We start from the raw sequence: 20550 nt of genomic DNA, 5'->3' as shown, positions 1-20550 counted from the left end.
TCATGAGTTTTTTATCAAAAATTTTCAATAATAATGAGGACATAGAGTTTGAGGAAATCTGTGTTGATAGGGAAGTTCTCGATGCTGTAATTTATTATTCCAAACAGTCTTATCCCAATGAATTTTTAGCATTTTTTGATGGGGAAATCAAGGATAAAAAACTTTATTTGCTTAGTCTTATTTTTGTTCCGGGAGAAACCGGATCTACCGGCGCTGTTGTTCATACGGAAATGCTTCCTCCAACTTTAAAATATTGGGGTTCTGTTCACTCCCACCCCGGTCCAAGCGCACAGCCGTCAGGTGCCGATTTAAAGACTTTTTCAAAACATGGTCTGTTTCATATGATTGTGTGCTTACCATATGGCTATGACACTTTCATGGCATATGATAAGTATGGTAATCCCTGCAAATACACTGTAGGTGATTACAGTTATATGTTTGATGAGGACATTGATGATTTCTTTGATGAAAGTGATGTTTTAAAGGAAGGTGAAGTTATCAAGCCGGGATTCTTTGATGAGGATGCCAATTTTGATGATGAACCTAACACTGCTTATGAGGAATATGAAAAGAGCCTGAGGCCAAATAATGTCAAGATTATTTCAAATAATTCTTTGGAACCAATAATCATCTCCAATGGCGATTCTATCAAAATAGAATTTGATGAGAATGGAAATATTAAAAAGATTCATAAAAAATAGGCTTTTTAGGTTAATAAAATAAAAAAATAAAAAACAATATGGTGAAAATTGTTTTTTATAAGTTCAATCCGACAGCTTCATAAACATTGCTTAAAGCTTGGATTTCTTTGATTACGTCAGTTGGAATTTCTTTATCCAAGGTTAATACCATAATGGCTCTTCCACCTTTTTCGTCTCTTCCAACTTGCATGATTCCGATGTTAACTCCATATTCGCCTAATTTAGTGCCGATTGCACCAATACTTCCAGGAACATCTTCATATTTTGCAATGAACATGTGTCCTTCAGGAATAACATCTACCCAATAATCATTAACTTTTAAGATTCTTGCTTCGTGTAAGGTGGTTCCTTCTGCAGAGAATTCATCATCATCGGTTTTTGCTTTGACTCTGATTAATGAATCATAACCTTTGGCATTGGTTTTTCTTCCTTCAGTTATGTTGATTCCACGGTCTTTAGCTACGAGTGCAGCATTTACTGCGTTTACAGGTGAGCTTAAGAAAGGATTTACAACACCTTGGATAACAGTTCTTGTTAAAATTTCCAAGTTATCAATTTTTGCGAGTTCTCCACTGTAGATAATCTCCAAATCTCTAATTTTACCGTTAACTGCTTGTGATATGAAACTACCTAATTTTTCAGCGATTTCAAAGTACGGAGATAATTCCTGATAAGTTCTGTTATCAATTCTTGGCATGTTTAAAACATTGTTTGGAGTTCCGCCTTTGAATAGGTCGATAATTTCATCAGCCACGATAATTGCCGCATCTCTTTGTGCTTCTTTGGTTGATGCTGCAATGTGTGGAGTTAATACAATATTGTCAAGTTCAAATAATTTTGAATCTTCTGCTGGTGGTTCCTCTTCATATACGTCTAAGGCCGCTCCACCTATTTTTTCATTTTTCAAAGCATCATATAATGCTTCTTCATCAATAATTCCACCACGAGCACAATTTGTAATGAATGCTCCATCTTTCATTATTTCAAATTCATCGTAGGAAATTAAATGTTTGGTTTCAGGAGTTAATGGTACGTGAATTGTGATGAAGTCTGCTCTTTTAAGAACAGTTTCCAAATCAGTTAATTCTACACCCATTTGGTTAGCCACTTCTTCAGGCAAGTATGGATCGTATGCAACAGCATCCATTTCAAATGCTTTACATCTGTTAACAACCTGTGAACCGATTCTTCCCATTCCAATAACACCAAGAGTTTTGTTTCTGAGTTCAACTCCCATAAATTTTTTCTTTTCCCATTTGCTTTCTTTTACAGATTTATCAGCAATGGATAATTTACGAGCCATGGAAAGTAATAATCCCATAGTGTGTTCAGCTACGGTAATGGAAGTTGATTCTGGTGAATTGACAACCATAATTCCTTTTTCGGTAGCTGCATCTAAATCGATGTTGTCTACTCCAACACCTGCTCTTGCAATTATTTTTAAATTGTCAGCGTTATCAATTACTTCTTTTGTAACTTTTGTCCTACTTCTTACAATTATACCATGGTATTCACCGATGGTTTTTACTAATTCTTCAGGAGTAATGCTTGTATCGACTACGACTTCAGCTACTTCCTTTAAATTTTCTATTCCTTTCTCATTAATTGCGTCTGCAACGAGTACTTTCATTCTTTCACCATATTAATTTTTTTAAAATGTTATCATTAATATTAAATAAATATATATATTTCCTTCTATTTAAAACTATAATTATATAATATAAAATGGTGAAATTATGGTATCAGTAAATGAATTTGCAATATCAACAGCTAATGATATTCCTGGATTTAGGATTGTTGAAACAAAAGGATTTATATATGGGTTGACTGTCAGAAGCAGAGGTGCCGGTGGCCAGATTGGTGCAGGTATCAAATCTCTTTTCGGTGGTGAAATCACCCAATACGTTAAAATGATGGAAGAATCAAGGGATGAAGCTTTACATAGGGCAATAGATCATGCAAAAGAATTAGGGGCAAATGGTATTGTTGCTATTCGTTTTGATTCTAATGAAATATCTGATGTGATGCAGGAAATTTTGGTTTATGGAACTGCTGTTGTAGTTGAAAAAGAATAGATAAGGCGATAATATTTTCAATGAAAACTTAAATTTTAAAGATAAGTCCATTCCTGAAACTATTTTAGGATATGGTCCATTCATGGCCGAGCCTTATTATGGCCATAGGGCAAGATTGTACTATGAAGATTTATACACGCAACCTGAAAGGATTGCTGATGTAATATTGCAGGCATATGATAGTGGTGTTGAGGCCATAAATCTCGTCAATAATGAAAATCTTCTTAAAGGATTTGATTTGGCTTGCGATAACGGCTGTAACATGAAAGTTATTGCTACTGTCGGCAAGTCTGATGTTGATTACCTAAATCCCAACTATGAAGTTGCCTGTGAAGTGGACTGGGAGGATGATATTGAGCTGTTTTCCGCATATGACACTCCCGTGATGCTGGTGGATGAATTCATCACTGATGCATATAAATGGAATTTAACATCAAAGATTTTAAAAAGCATCAATGATTCAGGTTCACTATCAGGTATTGTCACTGCATTTCCTTACCGTACAACGGATTTGCTTAAGGATAATATTGATATGGAATTATTTGATTTTTATATGCTCCCTATTAATAGTTTTGCCTATATGATGGATACTCCTTCATTTTTAAAGGCACAGCGTGAAGAATTCAGATCCAAAATATTGGATTTAAATAAAAAGATAATTGCCTGCCGTATTTTCAGTGCAGGTATCCAAACGCCTCACGAGGCATTCTCTTTTTTAAATAATCTGGATTTCATAGATTTAATCACGTTTGGTGTGGCTAGTGAAGATGAGATAAAAAAAGATATGGAAGTTTTAAAAAGTTTTTAAAATTTAACAACATCGTATTCTTCAAAAGGAACGATGTTCATTATTTCAAATTCTGCATTTAAGCTTTTTAATCCTTCATTTAAATCTTTTACATTTTTATTTGACGGTTTTTTTCCAGTAATTTGCAGGTATTGTCTAGGCGTAATTTCGCAATATTCACAGTCGAAATTACAGCATCTGTCCTTTTCTTCGCATCCGTATCCTTCAAGGTCTTCCCTAGTTCCAATCACGATATCTTCGAGAATTCTTGAAACTCTTTCATCTGATGCGAACATCGCTATTTTTTGTGAATATCCGCAGATTCCAATGGCTTTTTGTCCTCTAAAATTACAAACCCATTTGATAGGGTAATCTTTCATATCATCAATTCTTAAATCTTCCATATTATCCCTAATTTTCTTTTCGTTCTTTAATTAATTTAAGCAGCTCCTGGGAGCGTTCGAATTCTTTCAGTTCCCATGATTTAATTACAGGTATACTTCCAAGTGATTCCTTTATCTTATCGTTATTTATTATGAATACCGGTTCTGAGGAGGTAATCATTGACAAATCTTTCAGTGGTACGGCCATTCTTTTTAAGGTTTTCTGGCTTCTGTTTTTTTCTATATTTGCTATTAATGAAGAGTTGTCGTCTTTTGCAACGGCATCAAACGGACTTTTATTGGTTGAAATAACTCCATATCCCAGTTTTGACAGGTCTTCAGTACCTTCTCCTGTTGTGTGGTATTGAATTTGCTCTTCCTGGTTGTATTTTAAAATATCGATGTCCAACGTTACTTTTGTATTCAGTATTTCTTCGAGAATCATGGCCGTTTCGGTATTGGCTCTTACAATCTCATTTTCATATTTGTACATTGTTGCTCTTGAAACATGTGCTAGGTCAGCTAAATCTTTAAGTGAAAGTGAATAATCTTCTCTGTATTGTTTTATTACATTTCCATCAATTTTTACAAAGTATCCTCCTCTATCGGCCAATATTTCAGGATATTCTTTATACATTATCATGTTTTTCAATGTTTCAAATCCTATGGTGGGAATGTCGTATCTTTCATAGATTACTCCCTCTTCAAGGATTCCGTTCCTTGATTTGGCTCCTATTATTATTGGTGAAGCCAAAAATATGTTTGCCAGCTGCTTCATTTCATGAGCATTTTTCTCATTGACACTATCAATATTAACAAATGTCTTTAAGAGTAAAATTAATAAGTTTTTACGAGCTACAATATCAAAAGAACCTTGGTCATAAATGTCTGATGTTTTATAACCTTCTGAAATTAATAATTTTTCTATTTCTTGCAACATTCTGCTTCGGGTCAACATATTAAATACGCCTGATATAACTTTGTTTAAAACATTATATATTACATTCAACTATAATAATTTAATGTAAGGTGATTATAATTAGCTATTTATATGTTGGAATTGATGATACTGACTCCCCTGATGGGATGTGTACTACTTATTTGGCTTGCCATATTATCAGTAAGCTTCAGGAAAATGACATTTCCATTGTAGGTTATCCTCGTTTAATAAGGTTAAATCCTTTTGCTCGTTTTAAAACCAGAGGTAATGGTGGTGTTTCTTTTAAAATCATCAATGACGATAAGGTCGATTTGGCCAAACAAATCATTTTGGATGAAGTATCTGCTCTTTCAATGTTTGACTGTGACAATACAAATCCCGGTGTTGTTTTTTATGACGGTGAAATCACCAAAGCGATGCAGGAATATGCATTCAGAGCAATTAATGAATTCATCACGATTGATGAGGCCGAAGAGTTCGGCAAATCTGTAGGATGTGAAATGCATAAATTTAAAAAAGGACGGGGCATCATCGGATCCATTGCGGCCATCAGTTTACCTTTGGATGATTTTACTTATGAGCTTTTGGCTTATCGCATTCCTGAAAATTACGGCACAAAACGCCAGATTGATTATGATTCTGTAATTGAAATGGATAAGAAAACTTTTCCGGACACCTTTGAAAATATTGACTATTCAGAAAACTACATTGCAATCGAGCCTAAAACGCCATGTCCTGTTTTATATGGTATCCGCTCAAACAATGTGGAATCTTTGAATAAGGCTCGTGAGATTGTTAAGGTTAATGAGCCTATAGAAGATTATTGTATTTTTTTAACCAACCAGCATACTGACATGCATATCCAAAAAGCAGATAAAATATCTGAAATGAAGCAGTTCGGATGCTATGAAGTTACTGCAACTGTTAAGGATAAGCCTCATGTGATTGATGGCGGACACATGTTTTTCACGGTTTTTGATGAAAGCGGTGAAATTGAATGCGGTGCATATGAACCGACAAAAAATTTCAGAAAGACGGTTTCTCATTTACGTGAAGGGGATGTAATAAAGCTTTATGGTGGAATCGGTGAGCAGAATACATTTAACATTGAAAAATTCCAGGTTATAAAGTTGAATGATGTTGAATATAGAAATCCTGTATGTGAATGTGGAAAAACAATGACTTCTGCCGGAAAAAATAAGGGATTTAAATGTAAAAGATGTGGATCTCGTATAAGTTCTTCACAAAAAGTGAACTTTAAAATTGAACGTTCATTAAATAAAGGCCAATTTTATGAAACTCCTGTTAGTGCACGTAGACATCTTTCAAAACCCCTTTGCAGAATGTAATTTATATATAAACTTTTTTTATTTTATATTTATTAATTTAAATGATTTTTAACAGTATTTATTTATTCACTTTTTGAGTATTTTTTTCCTATTATTTTATTTTTTGTTCTCTTTTAGTGAAATTTTGAGATTCAAGTAATATCAATTTAAATATGATGAAAATTAAGTTTTAATCATGCAAGCATCATTTGGGGGAATGCTTTATTTTGGGAAAGGATATGCAAACATCTAATGTTGAGCATGTATATAGGGATAAGACTGATAAAAGGATTTTAAAGAAAAATCCATGGAAAGATTATAGATTGCACATCACGGTACTTGTTTTAGTTATAATAGCGCAGATTATTGGTCCAAGAGAGATTTATATTGCTAAAGGTGTTGAAGTTTCAATCATGCCGTTGCTTTATACGATGGTTTTGGGTTTGGTTTTCTATTTGGCCAAACCTATCAAATGGATTCAAAGAAAACAGGCCAGAGTTGCTGAAGGGGCAATGATGCTTTTTATTGGTATTTTAATTGCTAAACTCGCTGTTTCCAGCGGCCAATCAATTCATTTGATTTTTGAAATGGGTCCTGCATTATTGTTGCAGGAATTGGGACATTTGGCCACTATTCTTGTTGCTCTTCCAGTTGCATTGCTTTTAGGATTTAAACGGGAATCAATAGGTATGACCAGTTCAATCGGTCGTGAACCGGAAGTTGCAGTCATTGTTGATAAATATGGATTTAATTCAGCAGAATCCCGGGGAATATTCGCATTATTTATTGTAGGAACAATAATAGGTACTGTATTTATCAGTTTTTTAGCTTCAATTTCAGTTTCTTTAATTCCGCTTCATCCTTTTGCTTTTGCAATGGCCAGCGGTGTCGGTAGTGCCAGTATGAATGCGGCTTCTTTGGGTCCTACTCTTGCAGCATTTCCATCATTGGAAACGAGTATTGAAGCGTTTGCAGGATTCAGTAATTTACTTTCTTTTTCCATTGGTATCTATATTGTAATTTTTATAGCTATTCCGTTAACTGAAAAGTTATATGCTTGGTTAGAACCATTAATCGGAAGAGAAAGCATTGTTAAAGAAGAAAATGGTGGTGAATGATATGTCTGATTTCATTGATGGATCTGAAAATGTTTCTGTTCACGGTATTTTCAATTGGATATTGTTATTGGTGATATTTTCTATTATTACTGTTATAGGTAATTATATAGGATATGAACACCCTATTGCCGATTCATTGGTGGGAATGGGTATTCTATCTTTAATAACTCTTATTGGCGTGTGGATGGAAAGGGAACTTCCATTCAATATTTCCTCTATCCTCTACATAAGTATTATTGGTATATTGATAGCGCTTCCGGGTATGCCCACTTCAGAATTTGTTTTATATCATGTTTCCAATGTTGAACTTTTATCCATTGTTACTGTATTTCTGGCTTATGTCGGTATCGGTATGGGTAAAAGCTGGGATGAATTCAAGGCTTTGGGGTGGCGCGCAGTTGTTATCACTGTTTTGGTTATAGCATCAACTTACTATGGTGCAGCTATTGTTGCTCATGTTATACTGGTCTTAACGGGTGTGCCTGCAGTTTAAATTTTATTCTTATTTTGAGAATTTTATTACTATTTTTCATTCACTTTTTGTGAATTTTTAAAAATTAAAACTTAATAATTTATATAATATGTTTTAAGAAAAATACTTATGTTGAGCATATTTTATGCCAGGATATTATACTGATGGGAGAGGGTTTTTATTCCATGGCGAGATAATGACGGTCAGGTTGAACATATTTATCGTGAAAAGACGGATAAAAGGATTTTAAGAAAGAATCCTTGGAGAGATTACAGATTACATGTTACTGTGCTTATTTTAGTTATTATCGCCGAGTTAATTGGAACTATAAACATACCTATTACCCATGATGTTTCCATCACAATAATGCCTTTGATTTATACTATTATTTTAGGATTAGTTTTTTATTTGGCAAAGCCTATTAAGTGGATTCAAAGAAAACAGGCCAGAATTGCTGAAGGTGCAATGATGCTTTTTATAGGTGTTTTGATTGCAAAACTGGCAATTTCCAGCGGTCAGTCCATTCATCTGATTTTTGAAATGGGTCCTGCATTGATATTGCAGGAATTGGGACATTTGGCCACAATTTTGGTACTTCCGATTGCTTTACTTTTAGGATTTAAGGAAGAAGCTATTGGTATGACCAATTCCATTGGTCGTGAACCCAATGTTGCTGTTGTTGTTGATAAATTCGGTTTTAATTCTCCACAATCCAGAGGAGTATTAGCAATATTTATCATAGGTACTGTTATAGGAACCATTTTCATAAGTTTCCTTGTTACTCTTTCACTGTCATTTTTACCGCTTCACCCTTATGCATTTGCAATGGCAAGCGGTGTGGGCAGTGCCAGTATGAATGCTGCTGCTATCGGACCGACTCTTGCAGCATTTCCTGGAATGGAAACCAGTATCGAAGCATTTGCAGGTTTCAGTAATTTGCTTTCATTCTGTGTTGGTATTTACATTGTAATATTCATTGCCATGCCGCTGACTGAAAAATTATATTATTGGCTGGAACCTAAAATAGGAAAAGAATCAATTGTAGAAAAGAAAATGGAGGATGAATAGTATGCCTGATTTGATTGACGGATCTGAAAATGTATCAGTTCATGGTATTTTCAATTGGATTTTATTGCTGATTATATTTTCAATCATAACTGTAATCGGTAATTATTTGGGTTACAAGCATCCTATGACTGATTCTCTGGTGGGTATGGCCATATTGTCTGTAATTACGCTCATTGGTGTTTGGATGGAAAGGGAACTTCCATTTAATATTTCATCAATCCTTTATATCAGTGTCATTGGTATTGCAATATCATTTCCGGGAATGCCTACATCTGATTTCGTTCTTCATTACGTTTCACAAGTAGAGCTTTTATCAATTGTCACAGTATTTTTAGCTTATGTGGGTATTGGAATGGGTAAAAGCTGGGATGAATTCAAGGCATTAGGTTGGAGAGCAGTTGTCATAACTATTTTAGTCATTGCAGCCACTTATTATGGTGCAGCTATTGTAGCACATATCGTACTTGTTGCAACAGGCGTTCCAGCAATTTAAATTCCTTTTCTATTTTTTTAAGATAACTATTTATTCTAATTTAAACATAATTAATGTTGAGATTGTTATGTTTTTACAAGATATTTCCAAATTTATTTCAAATTATCGCTATGAACAGGCTACTGTTGAATCTATAAACACAGTTAAGGCAGCATTTTTAGATTTTATTGGTGTAACATATAGGGGATCTAATGAAGACTCTCCAAATATTGCTTTCAATACAATTAATGAAGTATTCAATATTAATAATGATTTTAGCCTTGAGGCATCAGTTATTGGAAAGCCGGGTGTCAAGACAAATGTGTTGAATGCCGCTTTCTTAAACGGTATTTCGGCCCATGTTCTGGAGCTGGATGATGGACACAGACAAGCTCAGGCACATTTAGGGGCAGTTATTTTTCCAACAGCACTTGCATTATCCGAAGCATACGGTTTAGGTGGAAAAGACTTTTTTGAGGCGGTTATTGTAGGTTATGAAGTCGGTATTTTACTTGGAAAGCTTGTCAATCCGAGACATAGAAATAATGGTTTTCACACAACCGGAACAATAGGAACTTTTGTTTCAGGAGCAATTGCTTCAAAATTACTTAAACTGGATGAAGAACAAATATTGAATGCTTTAGGTTTGTGCGGAACTCAGGCTGCCGGTCTTTTGGAATCTGATCATGGTGGCAGTATGGGCAAAGTTCTCCATGTTGGCAAGGCTAACTATAATGGGATGTTGTCTGCTTTTCTTGCCCGTAATGGTTTTACTGGTGCTGAAACCATAATTGAAGGTTCTGAAGGATTTTTACGAACAATGGTGTTTGATGGCGATGAGTTCAACAGTGAAGATTTTTCCTTCGAGTCAATTTTGGAGGATGTCGGTGCAGTCAGGGTAAGGGATATTTACTTTAAAAAATATCCGTTCTGCAGACATTTGCACTCTTCCATAGATACTGCACTGAAGTTAAGGACCAGTCTTGGCGAGGAATACACCCATATTCAAAATGTGGCCGTTAAAACATATGGTGTTGCAGCAGACCACAATAATTTTCAACCGAAAAACCTTGAAGAACTGAAACAGAGTCTGCCATATGCGGTAGCCATAACTCTTGTAATGGGAGAAGTTGACATAGACACTTTAAACAAACTGGTTGATTATGGGCTATTTGAAAATTATTCAACGGTTGATAAGGTTAACAGTATTAAAAATCTCGTCAATAAAATGATTATTCTTAAAGATGATAAATTAGATGATTTATATCCAAATAAAAGACCATCTAATGTAATTATTAAATTGGATGAGGAATTTAGAAATGGTGTTTTCCAAAACATTACTTTCATCCCTAAGGGAGACTTTGAAAATCCATATGATTTGAGTGAATTAATTGATAAATTTAAGGCATTAAATCCTGATTATAACATTAATAATTTAGTAATTATTGATGAATTGGATAATTACTCAATGACAGACGTTGTTGGTGTTTTAAATGAATAATACTAAGGAATTTTTAAAGGGTATTGGTATTGATGACATAGATTCTAATTATATTTCCAATAAGACTTTCAATGATGGTGGTCAGTTCAGATTTGAAGTTCCCGGAATCCAATCACCTAAAACGATGGAAGGACTTTTAAATGAGGCGAACAGACAAGATCTTGTCATTCACAGGGTAACTCAAACTAAAGGGATAATGCTGCTCACAGATGATGAAATCAAACAAATGGTCAATTTTGCAAAAGACTATTGGTGTGAACTGTTTTTATCTGTCGGACCAAGGGCAACTTATGACACTTCAGCTACCGTCCATACCAAGGAAGGAAGCAGAATAGGTTATCGTTTAAGAGGTTATGACAATTTGGTTTATGCAATAGAGGATGTGAAAAGGGCAGTTGATTTGGGAGTTCGTGGAATTTTACTTTATGATGAAGGATTATTGTATGTATTAAATGAAATGAGAAATGAAGGGGAGCTTCCTAAAAATTTGCATTTTAAAATGTCCGCCCATACGGGACATGGCAATCCCGCTTCTGCAAAGCTTTTAGAATCCATAGGTCTTGATTCATTAAATCCTGTTCGTGATTTGCAGATACCAATGCTTGCAAGCATTAGAAATGCAATAGATATTCCAATAGATTTGCACACTGAAAATCCTAAATCAACAGGAGGATTTATCAGGCATTATGAGGTTCCAAAATTCATTCAGGTTGCAGCTCCTGTTTATTTAAAAACAGGCGGTTCTGTTGCAGCCAATCATAACTGGGACACTACTCAAAAAGAAGCCATCCTAAGAATAAAACAGGTTAAACTGGTTGAAAGAATGATAAATCAGTATTTGCCTGAAGCAATAATGTCAGATGGGAACTCTTCAGATTTGGCTGTGCCTGAGTGATTATGATGGATATTGTCAACAAAGTGTCAGATTGCATAATTGAAGCAAGCACCAGCTTGTCAGATGACAAGAAAAACGCTTTAAAGAAAGCTATTGAAAATGAAACTAATGATAATTCACGCTGGGCTTTACAGCAGATTTTGCAAAACTATGAAGTGGCCCAAAAAACCAAATTTCCATTATGTGATGATACTGGAATTCCGCATGTTGTAATCGAATTGGGTAAAGACCGCCAGATTACTTCGGATTTGATATCTCAAATTAATGATGGAATTTATCAGGGATTGAATAAACTTCCCGCAAGACCTATGGCAGTTAAGGGAAATGCTATTGAAAGAATTGAACAGTCAAAAGGATTATTTGATGATCCAGGGTTAATGAAGCCGGCTTCCTTTTTAATTGATAATTCTGAAAATCCTGATACGCTCAATATTCATTTTTTATTGCAGGGAGGTGGCCCTGAAATAAGAGCAAAGACATATAGGGTTTATCACAAGCGTTCTTTTGATATTGTTATTAATGAAGCTATCGGATGGCTTAAGGATTCCTTAAAGTTATTGGGTTGCACTCCTTCAATTCCGGCTATAGGAATTGGAAGAAGTCATTATGAAGCATCATCATTAATGTTAAAGGCAATGATTTATGGAAACTTGGATAATCTGACCAAAGAGGAAAAATACGTAACTCATAAATTAAACGAAACGCATATCGGTCCATTGGGGTTCGGTGGAAATACTACTGTTCTAGGTTCTTTTATAAGGATAGGTAATCAAAGGGCTAGCGGTGTTCGTATAGTTTCTGTCAGGCCTGCCTGTTTTGTCGAACCTAGAAAATCAACCTTGTTATTATAATATTGACTTGGGAGATACTATAACATTTATTAACAATTAAATTATATTTTTAACCATGCAAGAAAATAATTTTCATATTAATGAACATTCATTGAAAACAGCTATTTCTAAGGTAGAACCTAATAAATTAACTACCCGAGGGTATAATCAGAAGGATCTGATTGAAAAAATCCGATATGGGGATATGATTTACTTACTTTTAAAAGGAAGATTGCCTTCAATTAAGGAAAGTAAAATGTTCAATCATGTGCTGGTTTCCTTTTGTGACCATGGTGTTACTCCGCCAAGTACCCAAACAGCTAGAATAATCGCATCTTCCGGCTCACCGATGAATTCCGCTGTAGCGGGAGCATTGCTTTCCTTTGGTCATAAGCATGCTGGAGCTATCGAAAAAACAATGGAATTGTATCAGTCAAAAATAAATTCTTTAATCTTAACAGAAGATGTTGATTTGGACAATAAGCAAATAGCAAGTCTTGCAATTGATATTTATAATGATTACTATGCAAAAAAGGAAAAAATCCCTGGTTTCGGGCACCGTTATCATGATACTGACCCAAGAGCCGAAAAATTAATTCAAATGGCCATTAAAGAGGGATTTGTCGGACCGCATATAAAATTGGCTGTGGCTATTGAAGATTTGGTTCATCAAAATAAGGGCATCAAACTGAATGTTGACGGAGCCAATGCTGCGATTTTATCTGATTTGGGTTTTACTCCGGATCTAGGTTTGGGTATTTTCATAATTGGACGTGTTCCTGGAATCATTGCACATATTCATGAAGAAAAAATGGATGAAGATGAGTTCAGACGTTTCTGCGATTTGGATGATATAGAATATGGAGGCCACTAAAATGGAATTTGATGAAGTGATTAATAAAAGATATAGTGTTAGAGGATATTTGGACAAGGAAGTCGAAAAGGAAAAATTGGATTATGTTTTAAAGGCAGCCACAATCGCACCAACTGGCGTCAATTACCAGCCGTTTAAAGTTTATGTAATTGATACAAAGAAAAATAAGGATGCATTGGCTGAAATTTATCCTGCTGACTGGTTCACTCAGGCTCCATATGTTTTATGTGTCGTTGCGAAAACCGATGAGGCATGGGTAAGGAAATGGGATAATAAAAATATCTATGAAATTGACGCCACAATTGTAATGGACCATATTATTTTGGCGGCAACAAGCGTCGGGCTTGGAACCTGTTATATTGCAGCGTTCAAACCGGATAAGGCTCGTGAATTCCTACAGTTAAAAGACAATGAGGAACCGGTATTATTTACTCCGTTAGGTTACGGGGATGCTGAACCAAGAGACACTCCAAGAAAGGAAATCGATGAATTTACAGTTTATTTATAGATTAATATGGATTTGTTTATTTTAAAAGCAGATAATTCTAAAGAATTGGATGAAATTTCTGAAGAATTATCTCAAAATAAATTTAAGGTTATACAGGAAGAAAATCATTTCAGATTAATGAAAAGAAAAAGATATGGGAATTATTATGTCCATTGTCTATTTCTTTTAATAGGTCTGTTTTTCGCATATCCTGCCCTGATTGTTAATGTAGTGTATTTCACATACAGCTATTTATGGGCTTCACCACACGTTTTGGTAACAACTGAATTGAAATCTGAAGATGGTGAAAAATTAGAGTTCAATACAATGGATGAAGTGCTGGAAAAGGCGAATAAACTCTTCTAATTTTTTTAATACTTGCATTTTAAAATCATTCAATTAATTTCTTAATTAATGAATAGCATAACTTAAATATTCATTAAAATTATATAAGTTAATAATTGGATGTGAAAATCATGCGAATATGCAAATTATCTATGGTATTGCTTATTCTGATATTGTCTTTAGGTGCAGTTTCAGCAACTGACAATATAACTGATGATGTAATAAGCGATATTGGTGGAGATATAATACAAATTACTGACAATGATATTTATACAAATTCTAGCAGTACGTTTACAGACTTAAAAAATGATATAAATGCGAGTGGAGATACTTTTGAATTAACCAAAGATTATAAATTTGATAGTGAAACTGATGAACACTCACCTATTTTCATTGAAAGGGGTAATTTCATCATTAAGGGTAATGGACATATAATTGATGCAAATAACGAAAATGCAATATTTAAAATCACAGCTAACAATGTCACAATAAATAATCTTACATTTATTAACAGTAATGGTCGGGTGCTTGACGTTCAGCCATCTGCTAGTTTAACGACAAATAATATTGTATTTAAAGATAATTATGGTTCATTAGGAATCATATTTGTTTCAGGTGCTGAATATACCAGTAATAATGATCAATTCATTAATCTTGTAGCTGATAACTATGGACCAATTCTCTTCCAGATGTCTTCTCTGATTTTGAATAATGCCAAAATAATAAGTAATGAGCAATTAGATAATGCTTTCATTTTTTCTTATGGTAATAATAGAATATTCATCATTAACAATACCTTTTCAAATATCACTTCAAAATATAATCCTGTTTTGAGAGGAGCTGGCTTTGATGAGATTTCCATATTAAATTCCAAATTCGTCAATTTGTATGCGGAATTGAGTGGAGGAGCAATTGGTCTTAAAAACACCGTGTCCCTGACAATTGACAATTGCACATTTAACAACATATCCTCTCAAAAAAATGGTGGGGTTATATTTAATGATGTAACTGGAAATTCTGAAGGATTTGAAGGTAACTTCACAATAACCAATTCAAATTTCAGCGAATGTTATTCTGAGTTTGGAGGATGTGTTCTTCAGTTAGGTGGAGTTCTTAAAATTAACAACACTAATTTTAATGATAATTATGCTTTATTTGATGGTGGAGCTATTTATACTTCATATTCAGTAGTTTCCGTTGAAAACTCAACATTTACCTCAAATAATGCATTATATGATGGAGAAAGAGGTTCATTCGGTGGTGCTATCTATGTTGATAAGGGTATTTTAGAAATTGAAGAAAGTGAATTCATCAATAATTCCGCTCAGGCTGGAGGTGCAATATCCACATATGACAGTTCTATGGATGTAACAAATTCAAACTTCGATAATAATGGAGAAGCAATTTTCTCAACATTTGATGATGAAGTAAATCTTATAGATAATAATTTCAACAATGACACATATTCACTTAACAATACCAATTATGCATATGTCTTAAGTCTATCCGGATTGGAGATTAAAATAATAAACAATACTATTAATGTTGCAGGATTGCCGTCAAGATTTGATTTGCGTGATTGGGGTTGGGTAACTTCTGTTAAAAATCAGGGAAATAAAGGATCTTGTTGGACATTCGGACTTTGTGGTGCTGTTGAATCTGCATTACTGAAATCTACTGGAATTTACATGGACTTTTCAGAAAATAATGTTGAAAATAGTGCAATAGCTTACTCAATTTATGGAAATCCTTCTCATTTTGAGGAAGCAACCCAATATACTGCTGTTGGATATGCTGTAAGTTGGTTCGGTATGCTTCCAATTGAAAACGATGAATATGACCAGTATGGAAAGATATCTCCATTAATCTATTCAAATCAAAGTGTCCACATACAGGATGTCATATTTGTCATGCCCCGCATTAATTTCACGGATAATAATAACATAAAGGATGCTTTAATTAAATATGGTGCATTAATGGTACTTTATCTGGGAGACAGTGGTAGTGAATCATTCTACAATCCAGAAACATATGGTCAGTACTGTTATGATGAAAATGCCATGCCAAACCATGCTGTAACTTTAGTTGGATGGGATGATAATTACTCTAAAGAAAACTTCTTGGTGGAAGCACCGGAAAACGGCGCATGGATTATCAAAAACAGCTGGGGTGAAAGCTTTGGAGATAACGGATATTGCTATGTGTCCTATTATGATACTACTTTTACAACAATAAGTCCGGCTATAGGTTTTATTCTTAATAATACGATTCCGTATAATAATAATTATCAATATGATATCGGAGGATTATCTAACACTGTAGATCAGGAAAATATTTCCTATAAAAATATTTATGAAGCTTATGAGGATGATTTGATTGCAGCAGTCGGAACATACTTTTTTGTTGAAGACAGAAGTTATTCTTTAAATGTTAGTGTTAATGGCGAATTAAAACACACTCAAAGTGGAGAAGCTCCATTAATGGGTTTCAACACTATAAAGTTAACTAATTATATTCCAATTAAAGAAGGAGATATTTTTGAAGTGGAAATTACTGCAAATTCACTTCCGTATTTATCACAGACCAGACAACATTTCATGGAAGGTGTTTCATTTAGCAATGCGAAAGGTTACTGGGAGGATATGGCTTCTAACGAATCAGTAGCTTGTTTAAAAGTTTATACTCTTCCAAATCCAATAATTACTCAGGATTTAGTTAAATATTACAGGAATGCTTCTCAATTTGTTGCAGATGTTGGTGTAGCTAATGCCACTGTTCTTTTTGAAATTAATGGTGTTAATTATACAAGAACTAGTAATGAAAATGGCTCTGCTAAAATCGCCATTAATCTATATCCCGGTGTTTATTCCATAAAAACTCATTATGATGGCGTCACTGTTGTTAATAACATTACTGTTCTTTCAACTTTGTATGGACAAAATCTTGTTAAATATTTCCAAAACGCTTCACAGTTCTATATCGGCCTGGTTGATGGGGAAGGCAGTCCATTAACCGGAATGAATGTTACTATGAATATCAATGGAGTATTTTACAACAGAACCACAAATGAAAACGGAACAGCCAAATTGAATATTAATTTATCTCCTGGTGAATATATTTTAACGGCTATTGATCCATTAACAGGTCTTATGATGTCATATAACATTACTGTTTTGCCAGTTCTATCTGCAGAAAATATGAACATGACTTATCTGGACGGAAGCAAATTCACTGCAAAGATACTTGATGGTGAAGGTAATCCATTAGCTAATGTAACTATAACATTCAATATTAATGGGGTATTCTATAACAGAACCACGAACTCCTCAGGTTTTGCAAGTCTAAATATTAGATTAATTCCTGGTGAGTATATTATCACTTCAATGTATGGTAATGCAGTTATTGCAAATACAATAACCATAACGGCAAAAGATTAAAAAATTAACTTTTTTTAATCTTCTATTATTTTTTCAACTTCATATTCTTCTATTTTTCTTATTATTATTTTTTCAAGATATTCTGATTCCTCACCTATTTTAGCATCAATTAATACTTTGTCCGCCTGAGGTTCCAGAAAAAATGTTAGGATATCTCCTCTGAATTCATCATATTCCTTTTGGACTTTTTCATCTTTAATTCTCAGTTCCGGAAGTTCATTGGTCCATATGTCGCTTCCAGGTGAGAATTTTTTATCGACAATCCTGTTTTCTAGAATCTGCGCATCCAGCATCATTTCAAAATTCCTGTTAACTATTATCCAAACACATCTGTTCATAATTAATAGTATTTATATTAAGTAAGTTAAATATTGATGTATGTCTCGTATTAAAACTATCAAAATGCTTGGGATAATATTGGCTGTTATGTTAATAGTTATAGGAATCCTTCCGGTTATTCGTGGGGATGAATTAACTAACGATACTCTCGCCACATCAATTATTCTTATTCTTCTGGGTATTGCATACATTATAATTACTAATAAGCCTGAATGGACAAAGGCAGTATTTTTCTTTGAAGGCATTGTCATTGGTGTTGCAGGGTATATGATTCTTGAAGTTCCGTATAATTTTGGCTTCCTTATAATCGGCCTTATCATTATTGTAATAGCTATTTTAGCTTATTTAATGAAATTGCCCCCTAGTATTCTTAAATTTTTCTATAGGTAAACTTTTTTTCCTTTATTTTTTTAAATTCTTTTTTTAAGTATTGTTATTTATAAAAATATTATTTCTTTGTTATTTTTTTTTAGTTTAAGTCATGATTTGATTTATTTTTTATCAAATTATAGTAAAAGATATATATTAAGCAAAATAAACATTAATATACCATGGTGATGATTTATGGCAGAGATTTTAGATGCAATCACAATGATTAAAAAAGCTGAATCAGATGCTGAACAACTTATCGTGGATTCTGAATCACAATCAAATGATTTAATCAATGAATCCAGAGTTAAAGCTGAAGAAATTATTTCCGCAGCTAAGCAATCAGCAGAAGAAGAAGCGAAAAAAACTGTTTTTGATGCAGAAGATAAAGCTAAAGAAGAAGCTCAATCTATCACTGCTAGCGCTGAAAATGATGTTAAAGCATTGAAAGATAAGGCTATGGCAAATGTAGACGAAGCTGCTTCAATTATTGTCAAAAATATTTTGTAGTGTGAGATTATATGTTCAAGACAGCTAGAATGCGAAAAATTAGAATAGTTACACTTGATAAGTATGTAGCTCCTACTGTGGATGCTCTCCACGAACAAGGGCTAGTGCAAATCAGTGATATTTCTGATAGCGTTCAGCAAGATCCTGAATTAGCGGAATTGGTAACTCCTGCGAAATCTACCCAGTACACCGGTAAATTATCTTCACTCTTAATGAAAACTAACGGTATATCTGAACTTTTAGGAAATTCTTTATCAGAAGGCCATGGGATTAAAGACTTAATTAAGTCTTTTGTTAGTCCAGATTTACCTGTTCAAAAGGATGTTGAAGATTTGGATACTGAAGCTTTCATTGCTAAAGCTGAAGAGACTTTGTCTCAGGTAGAAAGTAAGACTCATGTCATTGAAGGAAAACTAGCCGCTCTCGACTCAGAAACAAGTGAATTAAAGTCTAATAAAAGTTTAGCTAGACACTTATCTAATTTTGACATGGATTTAGCTCTTTTAAAAGATTCTAAATACACTTCTACTACTGTTGGAAGGATTAATGTTGAATCTGCTTCAGAAATCAAAACTAAATTAAGTAACTTGACTGATGAATTAGATATGTATACAGTCCCTAGCGATGATAAAGAATATGTTAACATCGTTGTGGTGACTTTAAAAGAATTTAGTGATGATGTTTACGCAACACTTCGTAAATTCGACTTTGAGAAAATTGAAATAGGAAACGTTGAAGGAACTCCTCAACAGATTATTTCAAATGCTGATTCCAGATTAAAAGCCATTGAATCAGAACGTGCAACTGTTAAATCAGAATTAAGAGTTGTCGCTGAGCAATGGGATGATGATATATTAGCACTCAAAGAGCAAATAGAAAATGAAAAAGAAAAGAACGAGATTCTTTCTGCATTTGTTCAAACTAAAGATGCTTACATGCTTGAAGCATGGGTACCTGTTAAAGATACCGAAAAAGTTGAACAATTAGTAGAAAAAAGTTCTGAAGGTCACTGTGCCTTTGAATTAATTGAAGTAGAAGGAACAGATGACGAAGATGTACCTATTTTACAACAAAATGGATGGTATGCAAAACCTTTCGAATACCTTGTTGATATGTACTCTCCAGTACGTTACAATGAAATCGATCCAACTATATTTGTTGCAATAATGTTCCCAATTTTCTTTGGTTTCTGTTTAACTGATGCAGTTTATGGTTTAATCGTATCATTAATCGGTGTTGTATTATTAAAAGGTTTAGGTAAAATTAAAGAATCTATGCATTCATTTGGATGGATTTTGATTTGGTCCGGTCTGTGGGCTGTTATCCTAGGTCTTATAACAAATGGTTTTATTGGAGATTCCCCGGAAAGAATAATGGGATTCCGTTTTCCTACCGTATTCGCTCCTGTTGAAGCATTTGTACACCCGGATACTATTTTGATAATAGCTATCGCTGTTGGTCTTATTTACACTAACATTGGTTTCATCTTAGGTGCAATTAACAACTTAAGATACGGAAATGTCAAAGAAGCTATCGGTTCTCAAATTTGTTGGTTTGTATTTGAAGCTGGTATTATCTTACTTGCATTAGGATTCATGATGCCTGCAATAGGTATGATA

General features: G+C 33.9%; 22 protein-coding genes. 18 read left to right on the top strand and 4 right to left on the bottom strand.

All coding sequences use genetic code 11. The annotated features are described in order from the left end of the window. Nucleotides 1–2: 2 nt before the first annotated feature. Complete coding sequence (locus ACKI2W_RS05460; protein WP_407380021.1) at nucleotides 3–701, top strand: Mov34/MPN/PAD-1 family protein; 699 nt, start codon at nucleotides 3–5, stop codon at nucleotides 699–701. A gap of 55 nt (nucleotides 702–756) precedes the next feature. Here ACKI2W_RS05460 and serA read toward each other — a convergent pair whose 3' ends face one another. Then, on the bottom strand, nucleotides 757–2331 hold the full coding sequence (serA, locus tag ACKI2W_RS05455) for a phosphoglycerate dehydrogenase (RefSeq protein ID WP_407380019.1): 1575 nt from the start codon (nucleotides 2329–2331) through the stop codon (nucleotides 757–759). A 106-nt stretch (nucleotides 2332–2437) separates the two neighbouring features. On the opposite strand from serA, the gene ACKI2W_RS05450 reads away from it, so the two are divergent. Further along, on the top strand, nucleotides 2438–2776 hold the full coding sequence (locus tag ACKI2W_RS05450) for a heavy metal-binding domain-containing protein (protein ID WP_407380017.1): 339 nt from the start codon (nucleotides 2438–2440) through the stop codon (nucleotides 2774–2776). An 82-nt stretch (nucleotides 2777–2858) separates the two neighbouring features. Continuing rightward, entirely contained in the window at nucleotides 2859–3584 is a 726-nt protein-coding gene (locus ACKI2W_RS05445; RefSeq protein WP_407380015.1) for a hypothetical protein, read from the top strand. On the opposite strand, the gene ACKI2W_RS05440 is transcribed toward ACKI2W_RS05445, so the two are convergent. Next, complete coding sequence (locus tag ACKI2W_RS05440; RefSeq protein ID WP_407380013.1) at nucleotides 3581–3967, bottom strand: hypothetical protein; 387 nt, start codon at nucleotides 3965–3967, stop codon at nucleotides 3581–3583. The genes ACKI2W_RS05445 and ACKI2W_RS05440 overlap by 4 nt on opposite strands. Before the next feature lie 7 nt (nucleotides 3968–3974). Further along, nucleotides 3975–4904, bottom strand: a complete 930-nt coding sequence (locus ACKI2W_RS05435) for a transcriptional regulator (RefSeq protein WP_407380011.1) — start codon at nucleotides 4902–4904, stop codon at nucleotides 3975–3977. Nucleotides 4905–4975: 71 nt separating this feature from the next. Here ACKI2W_RS05435 and ACKI2W_RS05430 point away from each other — a divergent pair, with 71 nt between their 5' ends. The 12 genes from ACKI2W_RS05430 (at nucleotide 4976) to ACKI2W_RS05375 (ending at nucleotide 17713) form a co-directional block, all read left to right on the top strand. Continuing rightward, the gene (locus tag ACKI2W_RS05430; RefSeq protein WP_407380009.1) at nucleotides 4976–6235 is read left to right on the top strand and encodes a DUF1743 domain-containing protein; all 1260 of its coding nucleotides are present in this window, start codon (nucleotides 4976–4978) and stop codon (nucleotides 6233–6235) included. Between the two features lie 218 nt (nucleotides 6236–6453). After that, nucleotides 6454–7332, top strand: coding sequence for a DUF3100 domain-containing protein (locus ACKI2W_RS05425; protein ID WP_407380007.1), 879 nt, complete (start codon nucleotides 6454–6456; stop codon nucleotides 7330–7332). Nucleotide 7333: 1 nt separating this feature from the next. Beyond that, the gene (locus tag ACKI2W_RS05420; protein ID WP_407380005.1) at nucleotides 7334–7825 is read left to right on the top strand and encodes a hypothetical protein; all 492 of its coding nucleotides are present in this window, start codon (nucleotides 7334–7336) and stop codon (nucleotides 7823–7825) included. Nucleotides 7826–7984: 159 nt separating this feature from the next. Next, complete coding sequence (locus tag ACKI2W_RS05415; RefSeq protein WP_407380078.1) at nucleotides 7985–8872, top strand: DUF3100 domain-containing protein; 888 nt, start codon at nucleotides 7985–7987, stop codon at nucleotides 8870–8872. 1 nt (nucleotide 8873) lies between these two features. Further along, entirely contained in the window at nucleotides 8874–9365 is a 492-nt protein-coding gene (locus ACKI2W_RS05410) for a hypothetical protein (protein WP_407380003.1), read from the top strand. A gap of 67 nt (nucleotides 9366–9432) precedes the next feature. Beyond that, nucleotides 9433–10845 carry an MmgE/PrpD family protein gene (locus tag ACKI2W_RS05405; RefSeq protein ID WP_407380001.1) on the top strand — a complete coding sequence of 471 codons (1413 nt, stop codon included), beginning with the start codon at nucleotides 9433–9435 and terminating at the stop codon, nucleotides 10843–10845. Then, on the top strand, nucleotides 10838–11740 hold the full coding sequence (locus ACKI2W_RS05400; protein WP_407379999.1) for a peptidase: 903 nt from the start codon (nucleotides 10838–10840) through the stop codon (nucleotides 11738–11740). The genes ACKI2W_RS05405 and ACKI2W_RS05400 overlap by 8 nt, the downstream gene beginning before the upstream one ends. A 5-nt stretch (nucleotides 11741–11745) precedes the next feature. Further along, the gene (locus tag ACKI2W_RS05395; protein WP_407379997.1) at nucleotides 11746–12591 is read left to right on the top strand and encodes a fumarate hydratase; all 846 of its coding nucleotides are present in this window, start codon (nucleotides 11746–11748) and stop codon (nucleotides 12589–12591) included. Between the two features lie 55 nt (nucleotides 12592–12646). Beyond that, nucleotides 12647–13444, top strand: a complete 798-nt coding sequence (locus ACKI2W_RS05390) for a citryl-CoA lyase (RefSeq protein WP_407379995.1) — start codon at nucleotides 12647–12649, stop codon at nucleotides 13442–13444. 1 nt (nucleotide 13445) lies between these two features. Then, nucleotides 13446–13952 (top strand): nitroreductase family protein, encoded by a 507-nt coding sequence (locus ACKI2W_RS05385; RefSeq protein WP_407379993.1) that lies wholly within the window; start codon nucleotides 13446–13448, stop codon nucleotides 13950–13952. A gap of 6 nt (nucleotides 13953–13958) precedes the next feature. Continuing rightward, on the top strand, nucleotides 13959–14297 hold the full coding sequence (locus ACKI2W_RS05380) for a hypothetical protein (RefSeq protein ID WP_407379991.1): 339 nt from the start codon (nucleotides 13959–13961) through the stop codon (nucleotides 14295–14297). 110 nt (nucleotides 14298–14407) lie between these two features. Then, nucleotides 14408–17713, top strand: a complete 3306-nt coding sequence (locus tag ACKI2W_RS05375) for a C1 family peptidase (RefSeq protein ID WP_407379989.1) — start codon at nucleotides 14408–14410, stop codon at nucleotides 17711–17713. Between the two features lie 14 nt (nucleotides 17714–17727). On the opposite strand, the gene ACKI2W_RS05370 is transcribed toward ACKI2W_RS05375, so the two are convergent. After that, nucleotides 17728–18051 (bottom strand): hypothetical protein, encoded by a 324-nt coding sequence (locus ACKI2W_RS05370; RefSeq protein WP_407379987.1) that lies wholly within the window; start codon nucleotides 18049–18051, stop codon nucleotides 17728–17730. Nucleotides 18052–18091: 40 nt separating this feature from the next. Here ACKI2W_RS05370 and ACKI2W_RS05365 point away from each other — a divergent pair, with 40 nt between their 5' ends. The 3 genes from ACKI2W_RS05365 to ACKI2W_RS05355 form a co-directional block, all read left to right on the top strand. Continuing rightward, complete coding sequence (locus tag ACKI2W_RS05365; protein WP_407379985.1) at nucleotides 18092–18442, top strand: hypothetical protein; 351 nt, start codon at nucleotides 18092–18094, stop codon at nucleotides 18440–18442. Nucleotides 18443–18616: 174 nt separating this feature from the next. Then, entirely contained in the window at nucleotides 18617–18931 is a 315-nt protein-coding gene (gene ahaH, locus ACKI2W_RS05360) for an ATP synthase archaeal subunit H (RefSeq protein ID WP_407379983.1), read from the top strand. A gap of 11 nt (nucleotides 18932–18942) precedes the next feature. Then, nucleotides 18943–20550: V-type ATP synthase subunit I (locus ACKI2W_RS05355; protein WP_407379981.1), on the top strand; the 1608-nt coding region annotated here is incomplete at its 3' end.

It is taken from the genome of Methanobrevibacter sp. (genome assembly GCF_045603845.1).
Taxonomy (GTDB): Archaea; Methanobacteriota; Methanobacteria; order Methanobacteriales; family Methanobacteriaceae; genus Methanocatella.
This window is presented reverse-complemented; position numbering and strand designations above follow the sequence as displayed.

Excerpts from the sequence above, each read along its gene's own strand:
- ACKI2W_RS05460 (WP_407380021.1), top strand. The coding sequence starts at position 3 with ATGAGTTTTTTATCAAAAATTTTCAATAATAATGAGGACATAGAGTTT.
- serA (WP_407380019.1), bottom strand. The coding sequence starts at position 2,331 with ATGAAAGTACTCGTTGCAGACGCAATTAATGAGAAAGGAATAGAAAAT.
- ACKI2W_RS05450 (WP_407380017.1), top strand. The coding sequence starts at position 2,438 with ATGGTATCAGTAAATGAATTTGCAATATCAACAGCTAATGATATTCCT.
- ACKI2W_RS05445 (WP_407380015.1), top strand. The coding sequence starts at position 2,859 with ATGGCCGAGCCTTATTATGGCCATAGGGCAAGATTGTACTATGAAGAT.
- ACKI2W_RS05440 (WP_407380013.1), bottom strand. The coding sequence starts at position 3,967 with ATGGAAGATTTAAGAATTGATGATATGAAAGATTACCCTATCAAATGG.
- ACKI2W_RS05435 (WP_407380011.1), bottom strand. The coding sequence starts at position 4,904 with ATGTTGACCCGAAGCAGAATGTTGCAAGAAATAGAAAAATTATTAATT.
- ACKI2W_RS05425 (WP_407380007.1), top strand. The coding sequence starts at position 6,454 with ATGCAAACATCTAATGTTGAGCATGTATATAGGGATAAGACTGATAAA.
- ACKI2W_RS05420 (WP_407380005.1), top strand. The coding sequence starts at position 7,334 with ATGTCTGATTTCATTGATGGATCTGAAAATGTTTCTGTTCACGGTATT.
- ACKI2W_RS05410 (WP_407380003.1), top strand. The coding sequence starts at position 8,874 with ATGCCTGATTTGATTGACGGATCTGAAAATGTATCAGTTCATGGTATT.
- ACKI2W_RS05405 (WP_407380001.1), top strand. The coding sequence starts at position 9,433 with ATGTTTTTACAAGATATTTCCAAATTTATTTCAAATTATCGCTATGAA.
- ACKI2W_RS05400 (WP_407379999.1), top strand. The coding sequence starts at position 10,838 with ATGAATAATACTAAGGAATTTTTAAAGGGTATTGGTATTGATGACATA.
- ACKI2W_RS05395 (WP_407379997.1), top strand. The coding sequence starts at position 11,746 with ATGGATATTGTCAACAAAGTGTCAGATTGCATAATTGAAGCAAGCACC.
- ACKI2W_RS05390 (WP_407379995.1), top strand. The coding sequence starts at position 12,647 with ATGCAAGAAAATAATTTTCATATTAATGAACATTCATTGAAAACAGCT.
- ACKI2W_RS05385 (WP_407379993.1), top strand. The coding sequence starts at position 13,446 with ATGGAATTTGATGAAGTGATTAATAAAAGATATAGTGTTAGAGGATAT.
- ACKI2W_RS05380 (WP_407379991.1), top strand. The coding sequence starts at position 13,959 with ATGGATTTGTTTATTTTAAAAGCAGATAATTCTAAAGAATTGGATGAA.
- ACKI2W_RS05375 (WP_407379989.1), top strand. The coding sequence starts at position 14,408 with ATGCGAATATGCAAATTATCTATGGTATTGCTTATTCTGATATTGTCT.
- ACKI2W_RS05370 (WP_407379987.1), bottom strand. The coding sequence starts at position 18,051 with ATGAACAGATGTGTTTGGATAATAGTTAACAGGAATTTTGAAATGATG.
- ACKI2W_RS05365 (WP_407379985.1), top strand. The coding sequence starts at position 18,092 with ATGTCTCGTATTAAAACTATCAAAATGCTTGGGATAATATTGGCTGTT.
- ahaH (WP_407379983.1), top strand. The coding sequence starts at position 18,617 with ATGGCAGAGATTTTAGATGCAATCACAATGATTAAAAAAGCTGAATCA.